Below are 22,618 nucleotides of genomic sequence, written 5' to 3'. Positions count from 1 at the left end.
CGGGCCATATGTATTAGGAAAAAAGGATGAAACTGCACAGTATTCGGGTTTCAAATTTTCAGAGTTTTGGTGCTGAACCAACAGAACTGACACTGGAAAATATTACCTATCTGATTGGCCCCAACGGGTCAGGCAAGACTGCTGCACTCCAGGCTTTGTGCCGACTGTTTGCATTTGATCCATCATTACGCCGTATTCAGCGCTTAGACTTCCATGTCCCGCACGATGAACAAGAAGCGCCCGAAGAAAGGCAGTTATGGATTGAGGCGGACTTCGTGTTCCCCGAGTTGGAGGATGAAGAAGATAACTCGACCGTTGCTCCCCATTTCAGTCACATGCGCCTTGATGACCCTGACGGAATTCCTAGGGTACGATATCGCCTAAGTGCCACTATGGGCCTGGATGGGGATATTGATGAGACTTTTGTGTATGTGCTTGAAGCTGGCCCGGATGGTTCGCCTCTAAATCCTCAAACGGTTCCAAGGTCTGAACGAAATCACATACAAGTCCACTATCTGCCCGCAAGAAGAGATCCGACTGACCACATAGCATATGGAACGAACGCGCTGCTTGGCCGCTTGCTACGGGCAGTGAACTGGGAAAATGAACGGGAGGAAGTCAAAGGGTTCACCGACCAGATTAGTGAGAGTTTGGCTGCTAATCCATCGGTCAATGCTTTTAGTGCCCACCTGAAGAAAACTTGGGGCACCCTTCATAAAGGCAGCTACTTTACAGATCCCAAGATTACTTTTGTGGCATCTGAGATCGAGGCGTTGCTTCGTCATTTGTCCGTATCATTCTCGCCTGGACATGATGAACATCTTGTCGATTTTTCCAGACTCAGTGACGGCCAGAAGTCGATGCTCTATCTGTCATTGGTTCTTTCATCTCAAGCAATTGGGCGTGCTGTCCTTGCCGGTGAGGACGGCTCTTTTGACCCAGAAAAATTGCGTCCGCCAGTCTTTACTTTGATTGCCCTTGAGGAACCAGAGAACAGCCTCTCGCCTCACTATCTGGGGCGGATTGTCAGCGCTCTGAACTCCATGACGAGCAACGAGGATGCTCAGGCCCTAATCGCTACGCATGCTCCGTCAATGTTACGACGTGTCGATCCGGAACATATTCGATATCTTCGACTTACCGAAACCCGGCAATCAAGAATTACGAAAATCCAATTACCCGCTAAAACCGATGAAGCGCACAAGTTTGTACGCGAGGCTGTCCAGGCATTCCCTGAGATTTACTTCTCACGTTTGGTTGTGTTGGGTGAAGGGGATAGCGAAGAAATTGTACTACCGCGCCTTTTCCAAGCAAAGGGTGCGCCAGTTGATGAATCAGCGGTTACGATTGCTCCGCTTGGAGGTAGGCATGTCAATCATTTTTGGCGCCTGTTATCAGCACTGCAAATCCCATTTTTGACCCTTCTCGATTTAGATGTGGGCAGATATCAAGCGGGCTGGGGAAGAATAAAGTATGTAAATAACCAACTTGGCTTATATCAACCTGAAAAAGTTCTGCCAAATACTTTTTCTTTATCAGATTGGAATGATGACAAAGTACCTGTTCGTACCCACCACTTCTTTGAAAACGGCACTAAGAGTGTATTTGCAGAGCTGGAAATGCGTGGTGTGTTTTTCTCATTTCCAATGGATTTAGATTTTTCAATGCTCCTTGCTTTCCCAGATGCTTACGGTGTTCAGCAGGAAGTTCCGGATGACTCAACAATTAAAGCCGTGTTAGGCAAGAGCCATCATGACCCATCCCAATATAGCTATGACGAGTTAAATCTTTTCTCTACGTATCACAAGCTTTTTAAACTGGGCAGCAAGCCCGCTGCTCATATCGAAGCTCTCGCTCAACTAAGCGACGAGGATTTGCTGGCGAACATGCCTGAATCATTTGGACGACTCACTGATGCCGTGATCGCCAAGCTTGCGGAACTGCCCGAGTGATTGCTGTAGATGCATGGCTGCCTTCGGATGGGCTAACTCTTGAACCCAATGCACTGCGGGCTGCGAAGGAACAAGCGCGCTGTCTTGCACTGACGGCGGGGCCGGGCGCGGGCAAGACGGAAATGCTTGCACAAAGAGCTGACTTCCTCCTACGAACCGGAACCTGCCGTTATCCGAAGAGAATACTCGCTATCTCTTTCAAAGTTGACGCCAGCAAAAACTTGAAGGAGCGAATCCAGCAACGCTGTGGACAAGAATTGGCTTCCCGTTTTGATAGCTACACATTTCATGCGTTTGCAAAGCGTATTATTGATCGCTTCCGAGTAGTGCTTACTGGTAATGATGCTCTTGATCTGGATTATTCGATTGGCGAAAGAAAAGTCACAAAAAGGCAAATTACATTTCATGATCTTGTACCGCTAGCAATTCAAATTCTTAAGGCCTCCACTGTCGCAAGAAATGCCATACGCCAAACTTACAGCGATGTTTTCTTGGATGAATTCCAGGACTGCACGGATCAGCAGTATGAACTCGTGAAGGTAGCCTTCCAAGGTACGAGCATTCGTCTCACTGCTGTCGGTGATACCAAGCAGAAAATCATGGGATGGGCAGGTGCATTGGACGGAATTTTCCAAACGTTCGCTAGGGATTTTTCAGCGGTCCCATTAAACATGTACCGAAACTTTCGTTCAAAACCACGCCTGCTTCGGATGCAGAACGAGATAATTCGCGTGCTCGATCCGGCTTCCGTCATGCCAGATCACCAACTTGCTGGTGAAGAGGGAGAGGTCTTCGCGTGGCAATTCGAGAATGCCCAGGGTGAAGCTGAGTACTTGGCCGATTTGATTGCCGGGTGGATAAGAAATGAACAGGTTCCGTTATCCGAAATCGCCGTATTAGTGTCCAAACAACTAGATCTTTACGCCAATCACCTGATGGTGGCATTGGAAGTTAGGGGAATACCGTACCGGAATGAGCAGGAGATGCAGGATATTACTGTCGAACCTGCCGCAAGGCTCGTTGTTGACTATTTGTCCTGTCTCTATGGCCAGCGAGAGCCCAAAGCCTGGATTCGGCTGATGAATCAATTGATTCCCTTTGCCGATGACGAGGTGCAGTCTAGCGTCAGGCAAAATTTCCAAAGCTTCTTCAAGGAACAGCGAAAAATCATCGCCATGGCCGAGTTGTTGGATGAACCGTTTTCGGGATGGTGGGATTCTGTGTGTAGATTTTTGAAGAAAATAGGAATGGAGACTCTTGTTGCTCTCTCGCCTGACTATGAGTCACATGCCAGATTAGGTGAAGTTGTGGGAGATACCAAAGCGCGCATTGAAGAATTGCTTGAACTTACCCCCGACTTGCCTCAAGCCTTGACTCGTTTCTCTGATGATCAGGCTGTGCGTATTCTGACTATCCATAAGAGCAAAGGATTGGAGTTCGACTCAACGATAATTTTGGCCGTTGAGAACGAAATATTTTTTGGGGATCAAGATTCTAATCTGTGTGCTTTCTTTGTTGGTGTATCCCGTGCCAAGCGTCGGCTTGTTCTTACATACGCTAAACAACGCGACAGGCCCCTTAACTATGCTAAAAGATGGGATGTAATTCGAACTCCACAACAGGAATATCTTCAATATGCAGCACAGTTTATTACCGATTTAACGCACATTTAAAAAGTCATTAGCTAAACTACTCAGTTCAAAACTTGCAAAGCCATAAACCGTCCTCAAAAACGTTCTCTTTACTAAATATAATGCAACATCTAGCGCGATGTCAGCTCCAAAATATACTGGAGCTGACAAAGATTTTTTCTTCTAGTTATTCCCCGAAATTTCCTCCGTCGCCTCCTGACGCAGTTTCTGGGCATCCATTCCGTTTAGCCGTTCAAGGGCTCTGTCTGCGGCACTCTGACGATTTCCATCAACGTTTAGCGTACTTCCTGAGCCTGTGAGTCTTTCCAGATCCAGTGACGGTACTTCGGGTAGGTTGCCTGTTATCGATAAGATACCTATCCATTCATCCAGATTGACTTGGCTCCAATCCACCTGGTTTAACTGACTCGCGGTCAATCCTTCACAGTTTGGAGATTTCGCACTGCCCCAGCCAAGGCCCAATTGCGGACGCACTTGCTCTTGAATGATCCGTGAAAGCGGCGAAGTAAAGCAGCAATATGATTGCCGTTTCTCAACACAGGCACCTAAGAACTTAGACTTGCAGTAAGAGCCCACATAGTGGCAACTCTTCAATACCCGCTTAGCGTTCATCTCAAACTCACTCTGCTCACATTTCCAGATAAGCTGAATGAGGATCATGGTGACTGAGTAAATCATGTAGGCCGTCATAACCGTACTCAGAACCGCGCCCGCAGCGCCACCCAGCGCAAAGTTACCACCCGAAACGACACCATCGGCTCCAACTGCGCCACCAACGTTACTAAACAGTGCCGATTGCGCCCCCGAACCAAAGGTCGTACCTACCCATTCAGCCGTTTTGTTGGTCAACACCTGCATGAAGCCAGTCGCAGCTTGCTCCGCTCCCGCGCCAGCAGCCGTTGATGGCCCAGCCCCCATAAGAGAGTCCCAAGCAGACACAAAGGGCTCTTTGACCGCACTCCAAGTACTCGTGATTGGCTCCCTAAGCGTATTCCAGGAACCATAGATTGCCGACGACGGATTCATGGCCATGACTGCCGTATCAAGCTTGTTGACCGCCACAATCATTGTGATGTAATCCGATAACGACACGCCACTTGGCTTTTCACAGCAATCCACTATACCGCCAACGGCTTTTTTGCACTGGCCAGCATTACCTTTAAAGACCGTACACTCGACGTTATCTTGGCCATCAGCTCCCGTGCATGACATATCATTGGTCATAAACTGCGCCGCATTAAGCATCGCGGCGGCCTCTGCAAAGTTAGCCTGCTTGATTGACTCTGGCTCTAAACAATCTGTGCCCATACAGCGAACTGGCCCCTCACAGTTGTATTGAGTTTCCATTCGTGCATTTTGCACTTCAACGCTTTGTCCACAGTCATACACCAAACTTTGGATATAACAGAAGCCTTCATGACCAGCCCCGCCTTCAGTGCATTCGGTTCTGACATACTGGCAGGCCGGGTTTTGCTCCAGCGCGGCACACGTATTGGTGGTCGTGTTTTGTCCGTTATTGACGATGGTTTGTGTATTACCATTGGCATCTACCCAGCTATCTGAGCTGCCCATGTTGAATTCTGGATGAGCAGTCGAAGCATTGTAGGTCGCTTTTGCCCTCCAGCATGAGAGCCCCAGTCCATCAGAGCTGCCACGACTGGTTAAATGAGCAGGAGACGAAACAACCGTCGGATAAAGGCTTCCAAGATTGGCCAACTCGCCACTACCAACTGTTAACCCGTCGATTCGTTTTATGCCCGTATCCAAACACTGCCACTGCACCGCAGTGAACTGATCCGTTTGCATCAAGCATTGGTCTATGCCCGGATCACTTGATTGATGAACAACGTCTTGCTCTAAGTATTTGCCAGAGAAGGTCAAGGAAGCACTCAGTTTCGCAGGAGCCAAACACTTCTGAACTTCTCGGCTGCAAGTATCGAAATCGACTTTGTTCCAGCCGGACTCACATCTGGAACGCGTGACTTCCTGCGGTTCATGCCACGAAATAATCGACCCATTAACGACCTTGCACAATGAGCCAACCAAGGTTCCTTTTGGACAGGTCATTTCAGGGTATTTAATGGACGGTTTCGTCTCTGTGACCGTCTCCTTGTTGCCCGTCAATGAGAGTGTCGTTTTCCAGCCATTTGCCTTGGACGGCGACTCGGTGATTTTTATCTCAGTATTTTGATTATCAAACACTCTCAGCGTCGCGTTTCCAGTTTGCATGGTACTGCTGTGCTGTGGAACAAAGCTGAGCGTTTCAGAGCTAAAGCAACCGCGCTCAATGGACCAGCTTTGTTGATGGGTTTCAGCGGATACACGTCGTTCTAACTGACACTGAGTAAGCGTGCTGATCTTCTCGCACACCTGGTAATCCGGTACATGCTTGGTTTCAGTAAATGGCGTAATCGTCTGAGTAGGCTCACATGCCTCAAAACTACTCGGCATAAGATTGGATACCACGCACTTTGGATCGCTGGTTTGCAATCCACAGTCATAGGTATCGGTAAAACGAATGCATTCACCTTTATCATTGGTTTCGGCACATTCTGACGACATGAATCCACAGGAAGGATTCGCTTCAAGCACTTGGCAGGCCTGATTTTCAATCCCCTTATAGCTTTCATCATCCACACTGACTTGTACACGCCGACACAAAGGCGATATGCCAGCAACAGGGCTTGGAGCAAAGTAGGATTCACAAACTGAAACACCATTGACCACCGTACATCCGTTGGTTGAAGACGGCTGATCCGTGCATTGAATGCTGTAGTCTGAAAACTTAGTCGGGATATCCGCTGCTTGTTCGATACAGGATTGTGGCGACCAACTATCATTCATCACCACCTTGGTTGGATCAAAGCGCACCTTGATACGTGCATACCCCTCACCACTACCCGTTACCGATACGCGAATTTTTACTGGCACTTCTAAACCGGGCTCTACCGCTTTTAGCTTAGAGGTTAAGTCAGTATTAGGATTGCGCTCCCAACTTGTACTGAGCTCGCAGCGGCCAGCCGTTTCTGGTGGAAAGTTATTGTTCGGCCCAGACCAGACTTTCTGATCACCAAGCCACACTTGCATGTAGTCATCCCATTTGGCGTATTCAAGAACGGCTGAGGTAATCGCATCGGGGTTCACGACTTTGAGTGTGATGGCCTGTTCAAACACTTTACAACGGCCACTCCAGTAGTTGTCGCCAATTCGTCCAATCCAAACTTCAAGACATCCCTCACCACAAGAGCGAAGGTTCATTGGTCCTGAAACATGCTCAATAATGCCTGCCGTGTAATCGTGAGTAATCGTGCAGCTGTTAACCGCTGTATTGAGCCTGTCACATTGCTGGTAGTTTGGGCTGCCTTCACCTTGAGACTCACAGCCGGGGAAGCTTTGCGTTAATAGATTTGGGTCAGTTTGAACCGCATCAGTTAATGCCCAAAGCGGATCATTGACCATATCTGGCCGAGACCTGTCTTTGATTTCCTGTAGCGAACGAAATGCTTCACCCGTAGCGCCACTTTCGGATGCCATGCTCTCTTGGCGCTGTGTCCCCAATTGATTCATGCTGGCATCAGAGCCATAAACGCCCGTTAAGACATCCAATGAGCCCTGATCCATACCAGGGAAAAGCTCTTGCAAGTTAATGGACTCATTACCACTGCCATTCGGCACCGACAATGTATTGCCATTGAGTGCGGGCATCGTCCAGTTTTGCAGCAATTGCTTACCTTCTTGTTGTCCGCTTAAGCCGGATTGGCGCTGCACATCAGCGGCCACACCATGTAAGGGCAGGCACGCCATAGTGATTGATAAAATACCCGCTAAAACTCGGGTAAAAAGTGTTGGTTTCATGGTTAACCTCCCGAGTTACAGCAGTCTTGCCAGCGCCACAAAATGTAGAGCGCATCTTCACCGGCACCGGGGATCGTTCGCCACTCTCCCCATTTCATGGTGCTTTCACCGATGACATGCGCACTTTCAGTTTCCGGTACAGGGAAGAACATACTCATCTTGTATTGGGATTTCGGCAGCATGGGTTCGATAACAGGTCGGCATAGCGCACTGCTCCCCATTGTTCGTCTTGCAAGACCACGCCTGTGTTGAGCCGCGATTGCACGCGCCGCTAAATGGCTGGTGTTTTCTGCTAATGAACCAAAGGCTAAGGTGTGGCCAGATAACGGATAGAGATGGCCCCAACTGCCAGCACACCAAAACAACTGATCGATGGGTTTACCAAGCGTTGATGAAGCAGCGTCAGCGGTACAAGCAGAGATAGCCAATGGATTAGCAACAGCAGCAGCTTCAGGCTGAGTAAAAAAGGCCAGTTCATCGTTCAGCCATGTTGGGTCCAATTCCGACAAATACATCAAGTCAAAATCCATGTAACCATCGGCATTGCAATTGCCATCCATGAACAAATCGAGCATGACCAAAAGCGGAAAGGCGTAATAATGGTAATGATAGAAAGCAAGATCACCGGTATCGTATTCACCTTCACCATGACCACCTTGCAATCGCCTATCACCTAACGGTAAGCGAATCCCTCCCAGTGAAGGCGAACAACCCGGCGTTCTGACCAGTTCAATCAGACGCGCTGGCTCCCACATGCTGGTAACAATACCTGGCCTTGGCACACCTAAGTTGTCTTCACATAAGCAAAACGACTTGTTTGATGCGCCGCTTGGGACACTGCCAGAGCCAAGTGGAAGACCTGCAACCCGGATAGGAAAAATGCATGACCAGCAAACATCCGTCAGCAACTTACCGGACAATAAACCCGCGTCTGGGCAGGTCAGTTCGGCTTTAGCAGAAATAGATGCGCCCAGGACAAACATGACAACGAGAGTCCGCAACAGACGATACGTATTATTGAGCTTTTTCATGAACAAGCTCCTTTGCTGGAATTTCTTCTATTTCAAACGCGAGCCCCTTTGCTTGAACAAACGATGGGGTGACTTGCAGATCAAAGCGCTGCTTTAGCGAGGCATTGAGAAGGTAAACCGGACTGTCCAATGTCTTTTCGAGCGCATTGAGGCTATTCCAACCTTGAGTACGGTCGAGCTGCGTGGTGATAAGCGTAATGCGGCGCAGTGTCCTATCTTGCGTCTCAAGCCAATGCGCAACTGCGTCCACTTCTTCAGCGTTCGACGCATTAAACACCACAAGCTGCTGAGTAAACGGCAAGGCTTTTAGCGGGTTAATACGCGTTCCTGCTGGGATCAATGTTCGGCCATTGGCATCCAATAGTGGCCGCTTCATGACGATGGTTGGATCAACCATTCTTATCCGATACTGCGTGGCTTTGGGTAAGTCAGTGAAAGTTTGGCGAGACCAGAAACGCTCAATGGCTTTTTTCTTTAATGCGCCCAGGTCAATCGACTGTAAACGCTGCATCGCCACTTGCATCAAATCCGGTTCTAAAATGGAATGAATAGGACCGCGTTGACCCAATGAACCGGTATTGCCTGTTTCAATTTGACGCTGCAACCAGTCGTTGCTGTAAACCCCTAGTGCACTTGCAGTCACCTTGTCATCTTCTATGCGGAAAATGGCAGGCACGCTAGTCACCCGCCAGTGCACAAAGGCTTTCGGATCGATTCGAACCTGAGGAACAGGATCAAGCCCCGTCATCAGCGTATGCCAATCACGGATAGCCGCCCCCAAGGTCTTTCCTTCAGGAATTCCCCGAAACAACACAATAGCGCCGGTAGCACTGGCCTCTTTAAATAGCTGCTTCAGTGACGAATCTCCCAGTGAAGACGACGCAAAAATCAACCATTCATCGTTGTGTTTGAGCGACGCAGGTTGTTCAATCGGTGCAAAAGGCTCAATAAATTCAGATGAACCATCCACAGCACTTTGTAAAATGCTGCGGCTCATTTCGACGATCTTTTTGTCTTCGTCAGACAACGGAAAAGGCTCTTGTGCCCAGGACACTTGAACCCAAGCCAATGGCGCAACCAACAAAAATAAGAGACATAGTCTTTGCATCATCTACCTCCTACCAAAGCGGCCAAGCGCGACCGACAATCTGCTCGCGCTTAACGGCGTTCCAATAGCGGGAGTCGAAACTCGTTGCGGCCTCACCGGAAAACCAATACTCGTTTTCTTGCAGCGTCAATGAGCGGCTAAATTCTGTTTCAGCCACACCAAGACGCTGGGCTAATGCCATGCCGGTAGAGACTTCAGCACCATTCACCAGTACATGCTCAGGCGTCACCTTGACTTCATCCCCTGGCATCCCTGTTAGGCGTTTCAGCATCCGAGTACCGTCGTTATATAACGGAGCAAGTCCTTTTGAGTGGAAGGCATACAAACCATCCTTAACGGGCTCTTTATTCCATAGGTCAATCAGATACACCGTGGTATCAGGCAGGCAGCGCTCTTGCTGGGTATCAATACCTATTCGGTAGCGCATCATGGCGTAGGTGCCTACCAAGGCCATGATTAACGCAAGAACAGTCAACCGGATGAGGTATGGCCGCCAAGGCATTCTTTTACGGAGTATCTGCATGAGACACCTCCTTTGAGCCTACTGGCACAAATACGGAATCATCAGCACCCACCACCGCTTGGGCATCCAGCACGATAAAACCGGCTGTTTTTAACTTTTCAATTTGCTGATTGGTCTGAAGCAACCTGGATTCGATGTCTTGTTCGCTGGCATTGGGGCCCAGTGACAACACCGCCTCCCCAAAATCTACGACTGCAATGGGCGTACTTAACGCCAACTGGCTGTGGATGGGTTCGAGTGTTTTCATTAAGAGCCAGCTGGTCATTAAACCGCTGCCTGCAATAGACAAAGTAATAGAGGCCATAAATGGCCAAAGCGTGGTCTTATTCATAGCCTCGCTCCTTCAACAACTGAGAGATGGCATCAGCAACAGAAAGGCCTTTGCGCGTTAACTGTTTAATCGCGTTTACATCTTCTGCACGGGACGAGTACAACAGCTTGTGAAACGGATCGACAATGAGGCGGCCAATCCCGGTGCCCATTTCGGTAATAAAGAAAATCTCGGAATAGACACCCGTGACGGTATGAACCGTTTTCAGGTATTCATAGCCGCCTTCACCTAGTGGCAAGCGGCCTTCTTTTTTGAGCGCGTTGATGGTTTCAGCTTTTTGGCCAAGCAGGTACATATTGGCCGAGTTTTCAGCGATGGCTTTACCTGTTGGGCTGTCATACAAATCGTTGACCGACTGCGTTACCGTTACAGCACTGCCGCCATATTTTCGAAATCGACGGTAACCCGTCTCAATGAACTTACCGACATCACCTTGAGTCAGCAGATCCCAAGCTTCATCAATGAACACAATCTTGCGACGATCCCGCTCACCTAAGTACATCTCTTGTTGGATTTGGTAGATAAGCTGAAGCAACACTACTTGTTGTAGATGCTTACGCCCCTTAAGCTCTTCTAACTCCAGAACGGTGAAACGGTTTTTGAAGCGAATATTGTTGTGGCCATTAAAGAATCGGCCATATTCGCCCTGTGTCGTAAACGGATAGAGCTGCTCACCCACGTCTTGCACACGTCGGTCTTCATGATTTTTTAAAGCCTCTGCCACATCATCAACCAACATGGCACGACCTTTTTTCTCCCACAGTTCACGGGTCTGACGCTTTAGGTTTGCCATCTGAAAATCGGTTAATGACTGCGTAGGTGCGGCCATTGCGGCCAATAACCCAACCAACACATCCGCTTCTTCGTCATAGTCCTCAACGATTTCAAACGGATTTAAGCAAATGCCACTGTCTCGCCCGAACTGTAAGAACTCACCGTCATAGACTTCACACAGCTTTTCATAAGAGCGGCCAACATCAATCACCCAGCATTGCCCGCCTTCTGATAGGTAGGAGGAGATGATTTCGTTCACCAGGAATGACTTACCCGATCCCGATTGCGCCGCGATGCAACAATTGTAATTACTGCCCGAGTCATAAAGGGACACACTCATGATCTGGCCATTACGGGAAACAAAGTTAATCACCGGCGTGCCAGTGCCTTTCCAATCCGCAAACAAAGGCAACAGAGGGATCACATGCCGTGTCGCCATGGTCTTGAATCGAAACAAGTCGTTCATCGCCTGGCGGTCGGCACCAAATGGCAGGGCATTCAGAAAAATGGGCAAACAGAAGTACTTGTCTTCCATCAGCTCAAATCCGAGTTCTTTGAAATAGGTTCGAGCATTTGAAACAGAACTGATGGACGCTTCTTCCGTTGGGGAAAACAGCGTCAAAGTCATATTTGCCCGAATAGGACGATCACCTTCTTGCAAAGCTTCAAAAAGAACATCAAATCTCTTTTTCTTGGCTGCAAGCACCGGCACAAACTTGAGCATCGGGCCATAGGCCTGATTGACCGCCCACTGACGCTTCGTCTCTAAACGAGATCGCATCGCCTCAGCTGAGGGAAAGTGAATGGTGACATTTAGCAAAAAGCTGCCGCGTAAACCGCGACTGCCCGTCATCATATCGCCCGCAAAACTTGCGGCATGACCAAACCAGATCCGCTCAGGCAAGCGTTTAAACGATAAGGTTTTAACTCGGTAATCGCCCAGCATCAGACCTTGGCTATCCACCTTGATAGCTCGGTCATAATCCAACACTTGCTCCCGAAGTGGTTTATCTGCCTCACTGCGGATTGGTGATGGATTACGCCAGGAAGCATCTTTTCCCCAGTTAAGCTGAGCACTTATTGCCGCGAGCCAGTTTCGGTCAGTCATCTCAGTGACGCGAAAACCAACCGTTGCCAGCGCTTGCGAGAAAGAAGCCCGAAGCGCGGATGCTCGACTCAACTCACGCTCCGTCGGAATAGGACTTTCCAAAGGCAATTTGCAGGTGACGATCAGTTGAAAGTTGCGTACCTGAGTCTGGGTCGATTCTTCTATCGATTGAACCGTGCCCCCATCGAGGAAATCCGCACGTTTGCGTATCGACGCCCTAAGCAATGGATCAGATTGACGATGCCGTAAGCCCATCATGCGCTGAAGGTCGGTTTGAATATCAGGCGAGGCGTAAAGGCCAAATTGCAGCAAAGTGTCTTTTGGCCAGTCGTTGTTGAGTAGAACATTAACCCTGTCTGCAACAGACTCATCACCACCCGGCAATGGGTCACATAGAAAACCAAAGCCAACACTTTGGTCTTCCATGAAAAACAGTTGCTCATCGTCTGAATAGGCCAATACTGGCAATAGCTCTGAAGCGCGTTGTCCTGAATACAAAGAGGCTTTCATTAACGCCCCTCCAACCAAGCAGAAAGGTCATAAGGACGACCTCGGCTGATGCGACCATCATTGGCGACAATGAAAGGCACACCTTGAATGCCCAGAATTTGAGCCGTCACCAAGGTACGCTGCATTGGTTCTAAGTTGCAGGCATCATCCTGTTCTAGGTTACCAATCCGGCCATTCAGCAATGCATCGGTGGCCGCTTTCTTGTCACGCGCACAGCCAAGCTGGCGAACCTGACGCTCTGAATCTGGACCAAGCACTGGCACAGGGAGAATTTGGAAGGTGTATTCTTTGGTTAACGGCAGGGCTTGTTTCAAAAGCTCATGGCAATGTGGGCACCGAGGGTCAACAAAGACCACCACTTTCTTTTTGCCTTCGCCTAAAGTCAGTGGGTTCAAATCAGCCATTTTTAAGCCAAGGCGACTTAAGTCCAGCGTGTTTCCCGCTTCTCGAATTTCTTCAAGGCTGGTAAGCGGCTTTTTGGACCAGGCATCATAGAGCGTGCCATCAATGACGAACCGGCCACTGTCTGACATAAAAATAATACGGTTATTGCTTTCGACCGCTTTCATACCCGTGACAGGTAAAGAAACCATGCCGTCAATTTTGCCAACGGGCGACACTTCAGACACAGGTTCAGCTTGAACAAAAGGAGACAGCGCAAGCGCCAGAATAAATGGAGATAGTTTTCGCATGAGGAGTCCTCGTTAATGTAAATCGAGGCTCCAGTCTATGCAGTTGTCCTATGTGGACTCGGTTAGATAGATTGAAGAATTGAATACCTTACTAAATAGCTGCTCCGAAGTGTAGATCACCTGCGAAGGTGAACTCAGTGTTGAATGAGCGATCAGATAAGTCTCCAAACCGCACTTTACAGAAGCACTTGGTGGTTTTGAAACCGCCCCCTACAGGTAGATTTCGAGAGGCCTTCTCTCATCAGAAATACAGATCCAAAAGGTATTAACCTTTTGTTCGTGGCACACGCCAGCACAACACTTTGATTTTATCGCGCTGTTTTTGGTGAACAGGAATAATGCGCCACTTACTAACGGTAAATCGGTGTCACTTTCGATAATCGCGGCAAGGCCGTTGATGGACTTTCTAAAATCGACACTTTCACGATACAGATAAATCTCTAGTGAGCTCAGCATGCCTTTCATGATAGCGCACCGATGAGTTCAGCCAGGTTACTTACTGGCGTGCATTGGGGATTGCGCAGTTCGATATCATTGACGAAGAGTGTCATGTTGGCGGTTGCCACTTGGGCCTGATACTGAGTTATCTTTTCAACGACTTCTGCTCTAACAAAACCTTGAGATGCGCCAGTGTTGTTGAGTTGCTGGCGCTTGGCAGAGAACGTTGAGGGATTGAGTTGATTGAGCTTACAAAATGTGAGTGTTGATAATGAACTCGATTCAGATTGCTTGATTAGCGTTTGCCATTATTGGTTGGTGCATCGTTTGCCATTTTAAATCTCCTTATGGTTGGAGACTTGATCTTATTCTGCGTGTTAGGTGATTAGAATGCGCGGTTTATGAGGCGCTTACGCTCGATTTGCAAGTTCGTCGAGGAAAGCAGATATTCAGAGTAATAAGGCTCTGTTTTGCCGGAGAAATACGATTTTGCATCTGGCTTATCAACCTCCCGCGGGAAACCTACTAAGCGGATGATGTTATGGCAATCTATCGTTGTCGCTGGCAGGTGAAGTTGCGATTCAAAGAGTTGAAATCCCATACAAACTTGCAGAAATTTATGGCGGCACAGAAAGCGATTGTAGATGGTTTGGTATGGTCAAGCCTGCTCGCTCTGATCATTCGGCGAAGCGTCTTTCTTCAAATCATGCCATCAGTCTAGCTATTCAAGGCCGCCAAAAATGTGGAAATTTGGCTGTTGCCGATCTTGAAAGCATCAGCCAGCACGCATGGTCAGAAATAGCGGAGAGGATAGATTGGGCGACCCGTTATATAACGAAGAACGCCCAAAAAGCCCAACAGTCAAAAGACAAACAAAACATCACGTTAGATGGGATACTGCATGGGCTTAATTCTTAAGGTCCAGTCTATGAATGAATGCCCTGAATGCGAAATTTAAAGTTGCCTCATTCAGGAGGCAACCGTAAAAGGAAAATACTAATCCCGAGGAGGGAAGCCTGCTTCAATTAGAGCATAGGAGACCTTTTCAACTGATAATGAAGTTTTTACCGTCACCTTACGAGTCGGAGGATCAGTTAAAACTGTAGCCTCTGGGTCTATATCCTTAATTGCTTTAGTTACCGTCCGGGCGCAGCCCCCACATGTCATATTTTCTAAATGAAATTGCATTTATATACCTCCAGTTTGGTTTGAGTACTTCTGATTGTAGGGCTTTCCACTGTTGTAAGGTCAAGGTCTAAACTCATTTCACTCTGATATCTTTTCACTAAAGATTGACTATACTTTCTGCGTTTTTTCTTAATGACAGATTTCTTACTATAACGTAAAACACCGGCGTAAGTAGTAATCCAAAGAAGGTTACACCAAGCATACCGGCAAACACTGCAATACCCATGGCGTGACGCATTTCTGCTCCAGCACCACTAGCTAGTACAAGAGATATCACACCAGCAATAAATACAAGAGAAGTCATCAAAATAGGACGCAAACGTAAGTACGCTGCCTCGAGTACGGCCCCAAGCGGTGATCGTCACTAATTCTCCTGAGTCCTTGCAAAATCAACGATTAAAATGGCATTTTTTGCGGCCAGCCCGACTAAAACAACGAAGCCAATTTGAGTATAGATGTTATTATCACCGTTTAGATCCATATACCGCCAATTGCAGAAAGGAGTGCCATTGGTGCAATAAGCAGCACAGCAAATGGAAGCGACCAACTGTTGTACTGAGCGGCAAGAATCAAGAATGCAAAGAATACCGCCAATGGGAAAATATACAGTGCGGAATTGCCCGCTAATTTTTCCTGATAGGTCAGATCAGTCCATTCGTACGCCATACCTTCAGGTAGATTTTCCTTAACTATTTTCTCAATAGCATCTGTAGCCTGACCAAAAGAATATCCTGATGCAGTACCTCCCGTAATATCAGCGGATGGATAGCCGTTGTATCTCATAACGCGATCAGGATCTGAAGTTAGTTTGATATTGATCAATACTTATAAAGGGATCATATCACCAGCAGAATTCCTGACTTTCAATAATCCAATATCGTCTGCCTGCATACGGAATGGGGCATCAGCTTGAGTTATTACACGGTAGGTACGGCCAAATCCATTAAAATCATTGACGTAAAGCGATCCCAAATTTACCTGTAATACATCAAAAATGTCGGTCAAAGCTACCCCCTGAGATAGTCCGGATCTGCTCCAGACTGATACCTAATACTTTGCAACTTAGTATAAGCTGCAACCGCTCAACTTGCTCCTGCCTTTATTGCCTTTAGTTGTTGCTATAACGATCAGGAGCAGGTAAAAGACCCTGAGCCTCGTAGAACCCAGGGAGTCCTCGTTAGCTTTGCAAGCTCGCCGGTTTTCATACTCATCTACACACGCATGGAGGCGACTGCCACCATGCGTCATTTCTTGGTACGAATATCCAATACCAGTGCCAGTAGGGAAAAACTAACTATCGACTCGCTTGCGCCACACCACTTGGTGTGCTCTCTGTCCACCCGCCTCCCAGAGCCTTGTAGAGCGCGATAAGGTTGCTCAACCGAGCCAGACGCGTACGCACCAACGTCTGCTGCGCGCTGTACAGCGTACGCTGCGCGTCAAGCAAGGTGAGGTTATCGTCCACACCTTCCCTGAAACGTTGCTCGGCCAGGTCATACATGCCCTGACTAGCAGCAACCAGGAATTGCTCTGAACGAATCTGCTCATCAAGTGTTCGCTTGCCGGCAAGGCCATCAGCCACTTCACTAAAAGCAACTTGAATGGACTTCTCGTAGTTGGCGATCTCGATGCGCTTTTTTACGTGCGCCACATCCAGATTGGCGCGCAACGCGCCACCCCGGAAAATAGGCACCGTAATCTGCGGCAAGAAGCTCCAGGCGCGCGAACCCGATTCGAAGAGCCCATCAAGCGATGCGCTTGCCGTCCCCGCCGAACCCGTCAAGCTGATGGTGGGGAAGAAAGCGGCTCGCGCTGCTCCGATACTGGCGTTGGCACCCAGAAGTACCTGCTCGGCCGCGCGCACATCCGGTCGGCGCACGAGCAACTCAGAAGGTAGGCCACTGGGCAGTTCGGTCGGCACGATGCCATCCGGCAGCACTATGGCTTTGTCAAGTTGCTGCGACAGCTCAAGCGTCAGCGGCTGGCCGAGCAGTAGCACTAGCGCGTTTCGGTCTTTGGCCGTTTGACGTGTGTAGTCCGCGAAGTTGGCCTCGGCTGTACGCAGTACAATTTCCGAGCGGCGCACGTCAAGTTGCGTGGCATTGCCAGCCTCGAACAGTTGGGCAGTAAGTTCATGCGAACGCTTTTGCGTGCCGAGCGTCTCGCCTGTTAACTGCAGTAACTCCTGGTCAGCCCGCAACGTGAGATAGGCGTTAGCAACCTCAGAGATCAAACTCATCTGCGTCGCTATGCGAGTCTCGTCCATAGCCAAGTAGGAAGCCAGCGCTTGGTTGCTGAGGCTGCGGATACGGCCCCAGACGTCCAGTTCCCAGGCAGCGGTCACCCCAGCAACCTCGTAACGACGCACGACGTCGGCAGCGCCGGTGTTGCTGAGATCGGCTGGCAGTCGTTCTGCGGCCCCTCTGCCGGATACCCCCAAGTTCGGGAGCACCTCAGCGCGCTGAATGCGGTACAGTGCCTGCGCCGCCTCAACGTTGAGCGCAGCTTTGCGCATGTCGCGGTTGCTCTCCAGCGCGATACCGATCAATTGTTGCAACAGCGGGTCGCGGAAGAAATCTCGCCAGCCGATATCGGCCGCGTCCGTGACTGGGGCCTCTGGCGTCGCTTTCGCCGGTTCTGCATAGGCCGCGCCCGAAGGATATACTATATCAATCGGCGCTGGCGGCCGATCGTACTTGGGTGCCATGGAACAACCGGCTAACGCTATCGCGAAAGCTACCGGTGCCAAGCTCTTGGCAGGTTGTGTGAGTGCGAAAGGTTTCTTCATCTCAAAATTCCTCCTGGCCGTTATGCTTGTCGCTCATACCGACGCGGGCTTGACTGGCTTCACGACGCAACGCCAGCTTGCGCACTACGACGTAGAACACCGGCGTGAGCACCAGACCGAATGCCGTCACGCCCAACATGCCGGCGAACACAGCGATACCCATTGCGTGACGCATCTCGGCACCCGCTCCACTCGCGAGCACCAGCGGTATCACGCCAGCGATAAAAGCCAGTGACGTCATCAGAATCGGGCGCAGCCGCAGCCGCGCCGCTTCAAGCACGGCCGCCAACGGATCGACACCTTCACTCTCCTTGGCACGGGCAAACTCCACGATCAGAATTGCATTCTTGGCTGCCAGGCCTACGAGCACCACGAAGCCAATTTGCGTGAAGATATTGTTGTCGCCGCCCGTAAGCCAAACACCGGCGATCGCCGAAAGCAACGCCATGGGCGCGATCAACAGAACAGCGAATGGAAGCGACCAACTGTTGTACTGAGCTGCCAGGAACAAGAATGCCAACAGCACTGCCAACGCAAAAATGTAGATGGAGGTGTTGCCAACCCGCTTTTCTTGGAACGTCAAGTCAGTCCATTCGTAGGTCATGCCGTCCGGCAGCGATTCGCTCACGATCTTCTCGATCGCGGCAGTAGCCTGGCCAGACGAATAGCCCGGTGCTGGTCCGCCGCTGATGTCAGCTGATGGGAACCCGTTGTAGTGCATCACTCGATCGGGACCGGAGCTACGTGAGATCGTCGCGATCGCGCTCAACGGGATCATGTCCCCCGAAGCGTTCCGCACCTTCAGCATGCCAATGTCTTCAGCCTGCATACGGAACTTCGCATCGGCCTGCGTCATCACTCGGTAAGTTCGGCCAAATCGATTGAAGTCATTGACATAAAGCGAGCCCAGATTGATCTGCAGCGTGTCAAAAACTTCGGTCAGCGACACACCTTGCGACTTGGCCTTTACGCGGTCGATGTCCACCTGCAACTGTGGAGCATTGGCCTGGAAGCTGGCCAACATGTTGGCCAGCTCAGGCGCTTGCATGGCTTTGCCCATGATCTGACCTTGGGCCTGTGCAAGTGCGTCTGGCCCCAGGCCCGCACGGTCTTCGATCTGCAACTTGAAGCCGCCCATTGAACCCAGGCCAGGCACCGGTGGCGGAGGAAAAATCCCGACGAAGCCGTCCGGTATTTGACTGAATTTGCCCATGAGCCTGCCTTGAATGGCGAACGCCGACAACGACGGGTCCTTTCGTTCGTTGAAGGGCTTGAGCATGGCGAACACCAGCGCGGTGTTGGGCTGATTCACTGGGCCGTTGAAGGAGAAGCCGGGGAATGCCATCACGCTTTCGACGCCAGGCTCGGCAAGCGCGATCTTGCTCATTTCCTTGACAACCGCGTCGGTGCGGTCCAGCGAGGCACCAGTCGGAAGCTGGGCGATGCCCACGAGGTAATACTTGTCCTGTGCGGGCACAAAGCCGGCAGGTACCTTATGAAAGCCCAGCCACGTCAACCCCAGGAAACCGACATAGAGCAGCAGCACCACAGCACTTCCGCGAACTGCGCGGCGCACGCCTCCGACATAAGCATTCGAGGCGCTGTCAAAGAAGCGGTTGAAGCGGCGGAAGAAGCCACCAAACAGGCCGTCGATGAGGCGCGTGACTCGATCGGGCTGGGCCGCGCCATGATGCGGCTTGAGCAGGATGGCGGCCAGCGCGGGCGACAGTGTGAGCGAATTGATCGCCGATAGGATGGTCGAGAACGCGATGGTCAGCGCGAACTGGCGATAGAACTCGCCTTGCAGCCCAGACAGGAACGCCGAGGGAATGAAGACCGCCGCCAGCACCGAGGTGATGGCCAGGATCGGGCCAGTAACCTCGTCCATGGCTTTGAGCGCTGCGTCCTTGGGCGACTCGCCAAGTGCCATGTGGCGCTCCACGTTTTCTACCACGACGATGGCGTCGTCCACAACAATGCCGATTGAGAGTACGAGGCCGAACAATGACAGTGTGTTCAACGAGAAGCCGAACATGTGCATTACGGCGAAGGTGCCGACCAGCGAGACCGGCACGGCGATCAGCGGGATGATCGACGCTCTCCAGGATTGCAGGAACAGCACCACCACGATCACCACCAGCAGAATCGCCTCTAGCAGCGTGACCGCTACAGACTGAAGCGAGGCCCGCACGAAGACCGTAGGATCGTAGGCGATCTTGTACTCGATGCCCTCTGGAAAGCTTGCTTGTAGACGATCCATCGTCGCGCGTACCGCGCTAGACACATCTAGTGCATTGGAGCCAGGCGTCATCAGGATCTGAATGCCAACCGTGTTGCCGCCATCAAGTTGGGCGCGCATGGTGTAGTTCTCCGCACCTAACTCCACACGTGCCACGTCGCGCAAGCGTGTAACCTGGCCGTGGGTGCCAGCCTTGATGACGATATCGCCGAATTGCTCTTCGGTGGTGAGACGCCCGAGTGCGTTGACGGTGACCTGAAAGGCAGACGAGGCGTTAGGCTGCTGACCGATAGAGCCGGCCGCAACCTGCACGTTCTGCTCCCGAATGGCGGCGACCACATCGCTAGCGGTCATGCCACGAGACGCAACCTTTTCGGGGTCGAGCCAGACCCGCATCGCGTACTCACCCTCACCACCAAGCAACACGTTGGCGATGCCCGGCAGGCGTGCCAGTTCGTCACGGACGTTGAGCATCGCGTAGTTGGACACATACAGCGGGTCGTAACGATCCCCTGGCGATAGCATGTTCACAACCATCAGGATGTCGGGCGCGGTCTTCTCAGTCACAACGCCGATGCGTTGGACCTCGGGTGGCAACCGGGGTAGCGCACGCGACACCCGGTTCTGCACCTGGATTTGCGCGATATCGGCGTTGATGTGTTGCTCGAAAGAGATGGTGAGCACCATCTTTCCGTCCGTGGACATCTGGGACTGCATGTACATCATGCCTTCCACGCCGTTGATGGCTTGCTCTAGCGGCGATGCCACGGTGTCGGCAATCACTTGCGGATTGGCGCCGGGATAGCTCGCCGTGACCTGTACCGTTGGGGGGGTAACCTGAGGGTACTCGCTCAGTGGCAACTGGAAGTAGCTGATCGCGCCCGCGATCAGCATCAGCACCGAAAGGACGATTGCGAAGATAGGGCGGTTGATGAAGAAACGGGGGAAATTCATTTGCGAGCCTCCGCTGAGCCAGCTGCGCTGTCAGCCTTGACCTGATCGGCCCCAGCGGCCTTGGCAGACTCCGCAGGGACTGCCGGGGCACTAGCCGCAGTCTTAGTCGCGTCGGGAGCGCCGGCGGCCGGTGCTGCCGGCCCCTGCATGGGCACCATGCGCGGCGTGACAGTCATACCAGGTCGTACGAGGCCTTTGATTATGATTTTTTCGCCACCCTGCAGGCCACCGTTTATAACGCGCAGACCGTCGACTACGGGACCCAGCTCAATCGGACGATACTGAGCTTGGTTGTTTTCACCCACGACCAGAACATAGTTTCGGCCTTGATCGGTGCCAACCGCTTGGTCGTCGATGAGGACGGCCTGCCGAGAGCTTGCGGTGGAGAGCTTGGCCCTCGCAAACAGCCCAGGCGTCAGCCGTCCATCAGGGTTGGGGACGACCGCGCGAGCGCGGATCGTGCCGGTACTTCTATCAATCGCATTGCCGACGAAGTCGAGCACGCCCTTGTACGGAAAGTTTCTGTCAGTGCTCAAGCCTACTTGAACGGGCAACGAAGCATGAGTCCCTGAACCAGGTCTCGAGCGGCTCACCACATTGACGTAGGTTGCCTCATCGATGTCGAAATAGACGTGCACAGGATCGATGGACACGATCGTGGTAAGTAGCGTGGCTGCTCCTGCACCGCCGCCGCTGACCAGGTTGCCCTCGGTCACCAGCACTCGGTCCACGCGCCCGGCAATTGGTGCCGATACCCGCGCGTAGGACAGGTCGAGCTGCGCCGCTGCGACTGTGGCCTTTGCCGCCTGTACCTGCGCCTGACGCGCATTGCGTGCGGAGACTGCATCGTCATAGGTCTTCCGAGACAGGGCGCCAGTGGCAACAAGCCGCTCGGCACGATCAAAGTCGGCCTGAGCCTGACTGGACAGCACCTCAGCCTGCCGCAACTGCGCCGTGGCGGTGTCGAGCGCGACTTGGAAAGGCCGTGGGTCAATCTGGAACAACAATTGCCCCTTGCGTACCAGACTTCCCTCGGGCACGCTCACCGCGTCGACGGCCCCCCCACACGCGAGCGCAACTCGACCACCTTCGGTGCGGCCAAAAAGCCGGTGAACTCAGTTGACGGCGTGATTGTGCGCGTGATGGCCTCAGCCACAGGCACCTGCGGTGCCATCGGTGCGCCAGCTGGTGGTGCTGCTGGTTTACTTTCATCCTTGCCATCTCGGGCAGCCACCGCTATCCCCCCGACGGCCGCGATGACGCTAGCTACCAAAATGATCCTGATTTTTTTATGCATGGAAGTTACCTTTTTTATTACGGGGCTTCGGTCCATCCGAAGCGGTTCGCATATGTTTCTAAAGGCTAGCCCTTACAACCACGTCAAGGTCAAGCCTTTTTCGATGACCATGACGAGCATGGGACTGGACTACAAGCTCTGGAACCTTCCGGCCTCCCGGTGAACGCATGAGATGCAG

The 22,618-nt window shown here is 51.2% G+C and carries 15 protein-coding genes and 2 pseudogenes; 3 read left to right on the top strand and 14 right to left on the bottom strand.

Features of this window, described 5'->3' with window-relative positions; translation table 11 throughout:
* The first annotated feature begins 26 nt into the window (after positions 1-26).
* Together MHM99_RS04775 and MHM99_RS04770 are read left to right on the top strand one after the other, a co-directional pair.
* On the top strand, positions 27-1,952 hold the full coding sequence (locus tag MHM99_RS04775) for an AAA family ATPase (RefSeq protein ID WP_187446816.1): 1,926 nt from the start codon (positions 27-29) through the stop codon (positions 1,950-1,952).
* On the top strand, positions 1,949-3,625 hold the full coding sequence (locus MHM99_RS04770) for an ATP-dependent helicase (protein ID WP_015066574.1): 1,677 nt from the start codon (positions 1,949-1,951) through the stop codon (positions 3,623-3,625). Before MHM99_RS04775 ends, MHM99_RS04770 begins: the two co-directional genes overlap by 4 nt.
* A gap of 141 nt (positions 3,626-3,766) precedes the next feature.
* On the opposite strand, the gene traN is transcribed toward MHM99_RS04770, so the two are convergent.
* The 8 genes from traN to tnpB all read right to left on the bottom strand — a co-directional run bounded on the left by traN (position 3,767) and on the right by tnpB (position 14,001).
* On the bottom strand, positions 3,767-7,459 hold the full coding sequence (gene traN, locus MHM99_RS04765; RefSeq protein ID WP_015066573.1) for a conjugal transfer protein TraN: 3,693 nt from the start codon (positions 7,457-7,459) through the stop codon (positions 3,767-3,769).
* Between the two features lie 2 nt (positions 7,460-7,461).
* Complete coding sequence (locus tag MHM99_RS04760) at positions 7,462-8,490, bottom strand: TraU family protein (RefSeq protein ID WP_015066572.1); 1,029 nt, start codon at positions 8,488-8,490, stop codon at positions 7,462-7,464.
* Positions 8,474-9,598: a TrbC family F-type conjugative pilus assembly protein gene (locus MHM99_RS04755; RefSeq protein ID WP_015066571.1), complete on the bottom strand. Its 1,125-nt coding sequence runs from the start codon at positions 9,596-9,598 to the stop codon at positions 8,474-8,476. The genes MHM99_RS04760 and MHM99_RS04755 overlap by 17 nt, the downstream gene beginning before the upstream one ends.
* A 10-nt stretch (positions 9,599-9,608) precedes the next feature.
* Complete coding sequence (locus MHM99_RS04750) at positions 9,609-10,121, bottom strand: S26 family signal peptidase (RefSeq protein ID WP_015066570.1); 513 nt, start codon at positions 10,119-10,121, stop codon at positions 9,609-9,611.
* Entirely contained in the window at positions 10,105-10,452 is a 348-nt protein-coding gene (locus MHM99_RS04745) for a hypothetical protein (protein WP_015066569.1), read from the bottom strand. The genes MHM99_RS04750 and MHM99_RS04745 overlap by 17 nt, the downstream gene beginning before the upstream one ends.
* On the bottom strand, positions 10,445-12,844 hold the full coding sequence (gene traC / locus MHM99_RS04740) for a type IV secretion system protein TraC (protein ID WP_015066568.1): 2,400 nt from the start codon (positions 12,842-12,844) through the stop codon (positions 10,445-10,447). The genes MHM99_RS04745 and traC overlap by 8 nt, the downstream gene beginning before the upstream one ends.
* Complete coding sequence (locus MHM99_RS04735; RefSeq protein WP_015066567.1) at positions 12,844-13,536, bottom strand: DsbC family protein; 693 nt, start codon at positions 13,534-13,536, stop codon at positions 12,844-12,846. The genes traC and MHM99_RS04735 overlap by 1 nt, the downstream gene beginning before the upstream one ends.
* A gap of 210 nt (positions 13,537-13,746) precedes the next feature.
* On the bottom strand, positions 13,747-14,001 hold the full coding sequence (gene tnpB, locus MHM99_RS04730) for an IS66 family insertion sequence element accessory protein TnpB (protein ID WP_011788498.1): 255 nt from the start codon (positions 13,999-14,001) through the stop codon (positions 13,747-13,749).
* A 388-nt stretch (positions 14,002-14,389) separates the two neighbouring features.
* On the opposite strand from tnpB, the pseudogene MHM99_RS04725 reads away from it, so the two are divergent.
* Positions 14,390-14,892 (top strand): annotated as a pseudogene (locus MHM99_RS04725) (IS4 family transposase); the annotation flags it as partial.
* Between the two features lie 78 nt (positions 14,893-14,970).
* On the opposite strand, the gene MHM99_RS04720 reads toward MHM99_RS04725, so the two are convergent.
* The 6 genes and pseudogenes from MHM99_RS04720 to MHM99_RS21165 all read right to left on the bottom strand — a co-directional run bounded on the left by MHM99_RS04720 (position 14,971) and on the right by MHM99_RS21165 (position 22,440).
* On the bottom strand, positions 14,971-15,162 hold the full coding sequence (locus MHM99_RS04720; protein WP_015066565.1) for a heavy-metal-associated domain-containing protein: 192 nt from the start codon (positions 15,160-15,162) through the stop codon (positions 14,971-14,973).
* A 97-nt stretch (positions 15,163-15,259) separates the two neighbouring features.
* Positions 15,260-16,182: pseudogene (locus tag MHM99_RS04715) on the bottom strand (efflux RND transporter permease subunit); the annotation flags it as partial.
* A gap of 274 nt (positions 16,183-16,456) precedes the next feature.
* Positions 16,457-17,950, bottom strand: coding sequence for an efflux transporter outer membrane subunit (locus tag MHM99_RS04710; RefSeq protein ID WP_011788495.1), 1,494 nt, complete (start codon positions 17,948-17,950; stop codon positions 16,457-16,459).
* Position 17,951: 1 nt separating this feature from the next.
* Complete coding sequence (locus MHM99_RS04705; RefSeq protein ID WP_011788494.1) at positions 17,952-21,143, bottom strand: efflux RND transporter permease subunit; 3,192 nt, start codon at positions 21,141-21,143, stop codon at positions 17,952-17,954.
* The gene (locus MHM99_RS04700; RefSeq protein ID WP_343213270.1) at positions 21,140-22,183 is read right to left on the bottom strand and encodes an efflux RND transporter periplasmic adaptor subunit; all 1,044 of its coding nucleotides are present in this window, start codon (positions 22,181-22,183) and stop codon (positions 21,140-21,142) included. Before MHM99_RS04700 ends, MHM99_RS04705 begins: the two co-directional genes overlap by 4 nt.
* Before the next feature lie 2 nt (positions 22,184-22,185).
* Positions 22,186-22,440, bottom strand: coding sequence for a hypothetical protein (locus MHM99_RS21165; RefSeq protein ID WP_269464978.1), 255 nt, complete (start codon positions 22,438-22,440; stop codon positions 22,186-22,188).
* Positions 22,441-22,618 lie beyond the last annotated feature (178 nt).

The organism is Alteromonas sp. MmMcT2-2 (assembly GCF_022348305.1).
Lineage (GTDB): Bacteria > Pseudomonadota > Gammaproteobacteria > Enterobacterales > Alteromonadaceae > Alteromonas > Alteromonas macleodii.
The sequence above is the reverse complement of the archived record's forward strand: the minus strand, read 5'-3'. Positions and strand labels throughout refer to the sequence as shown.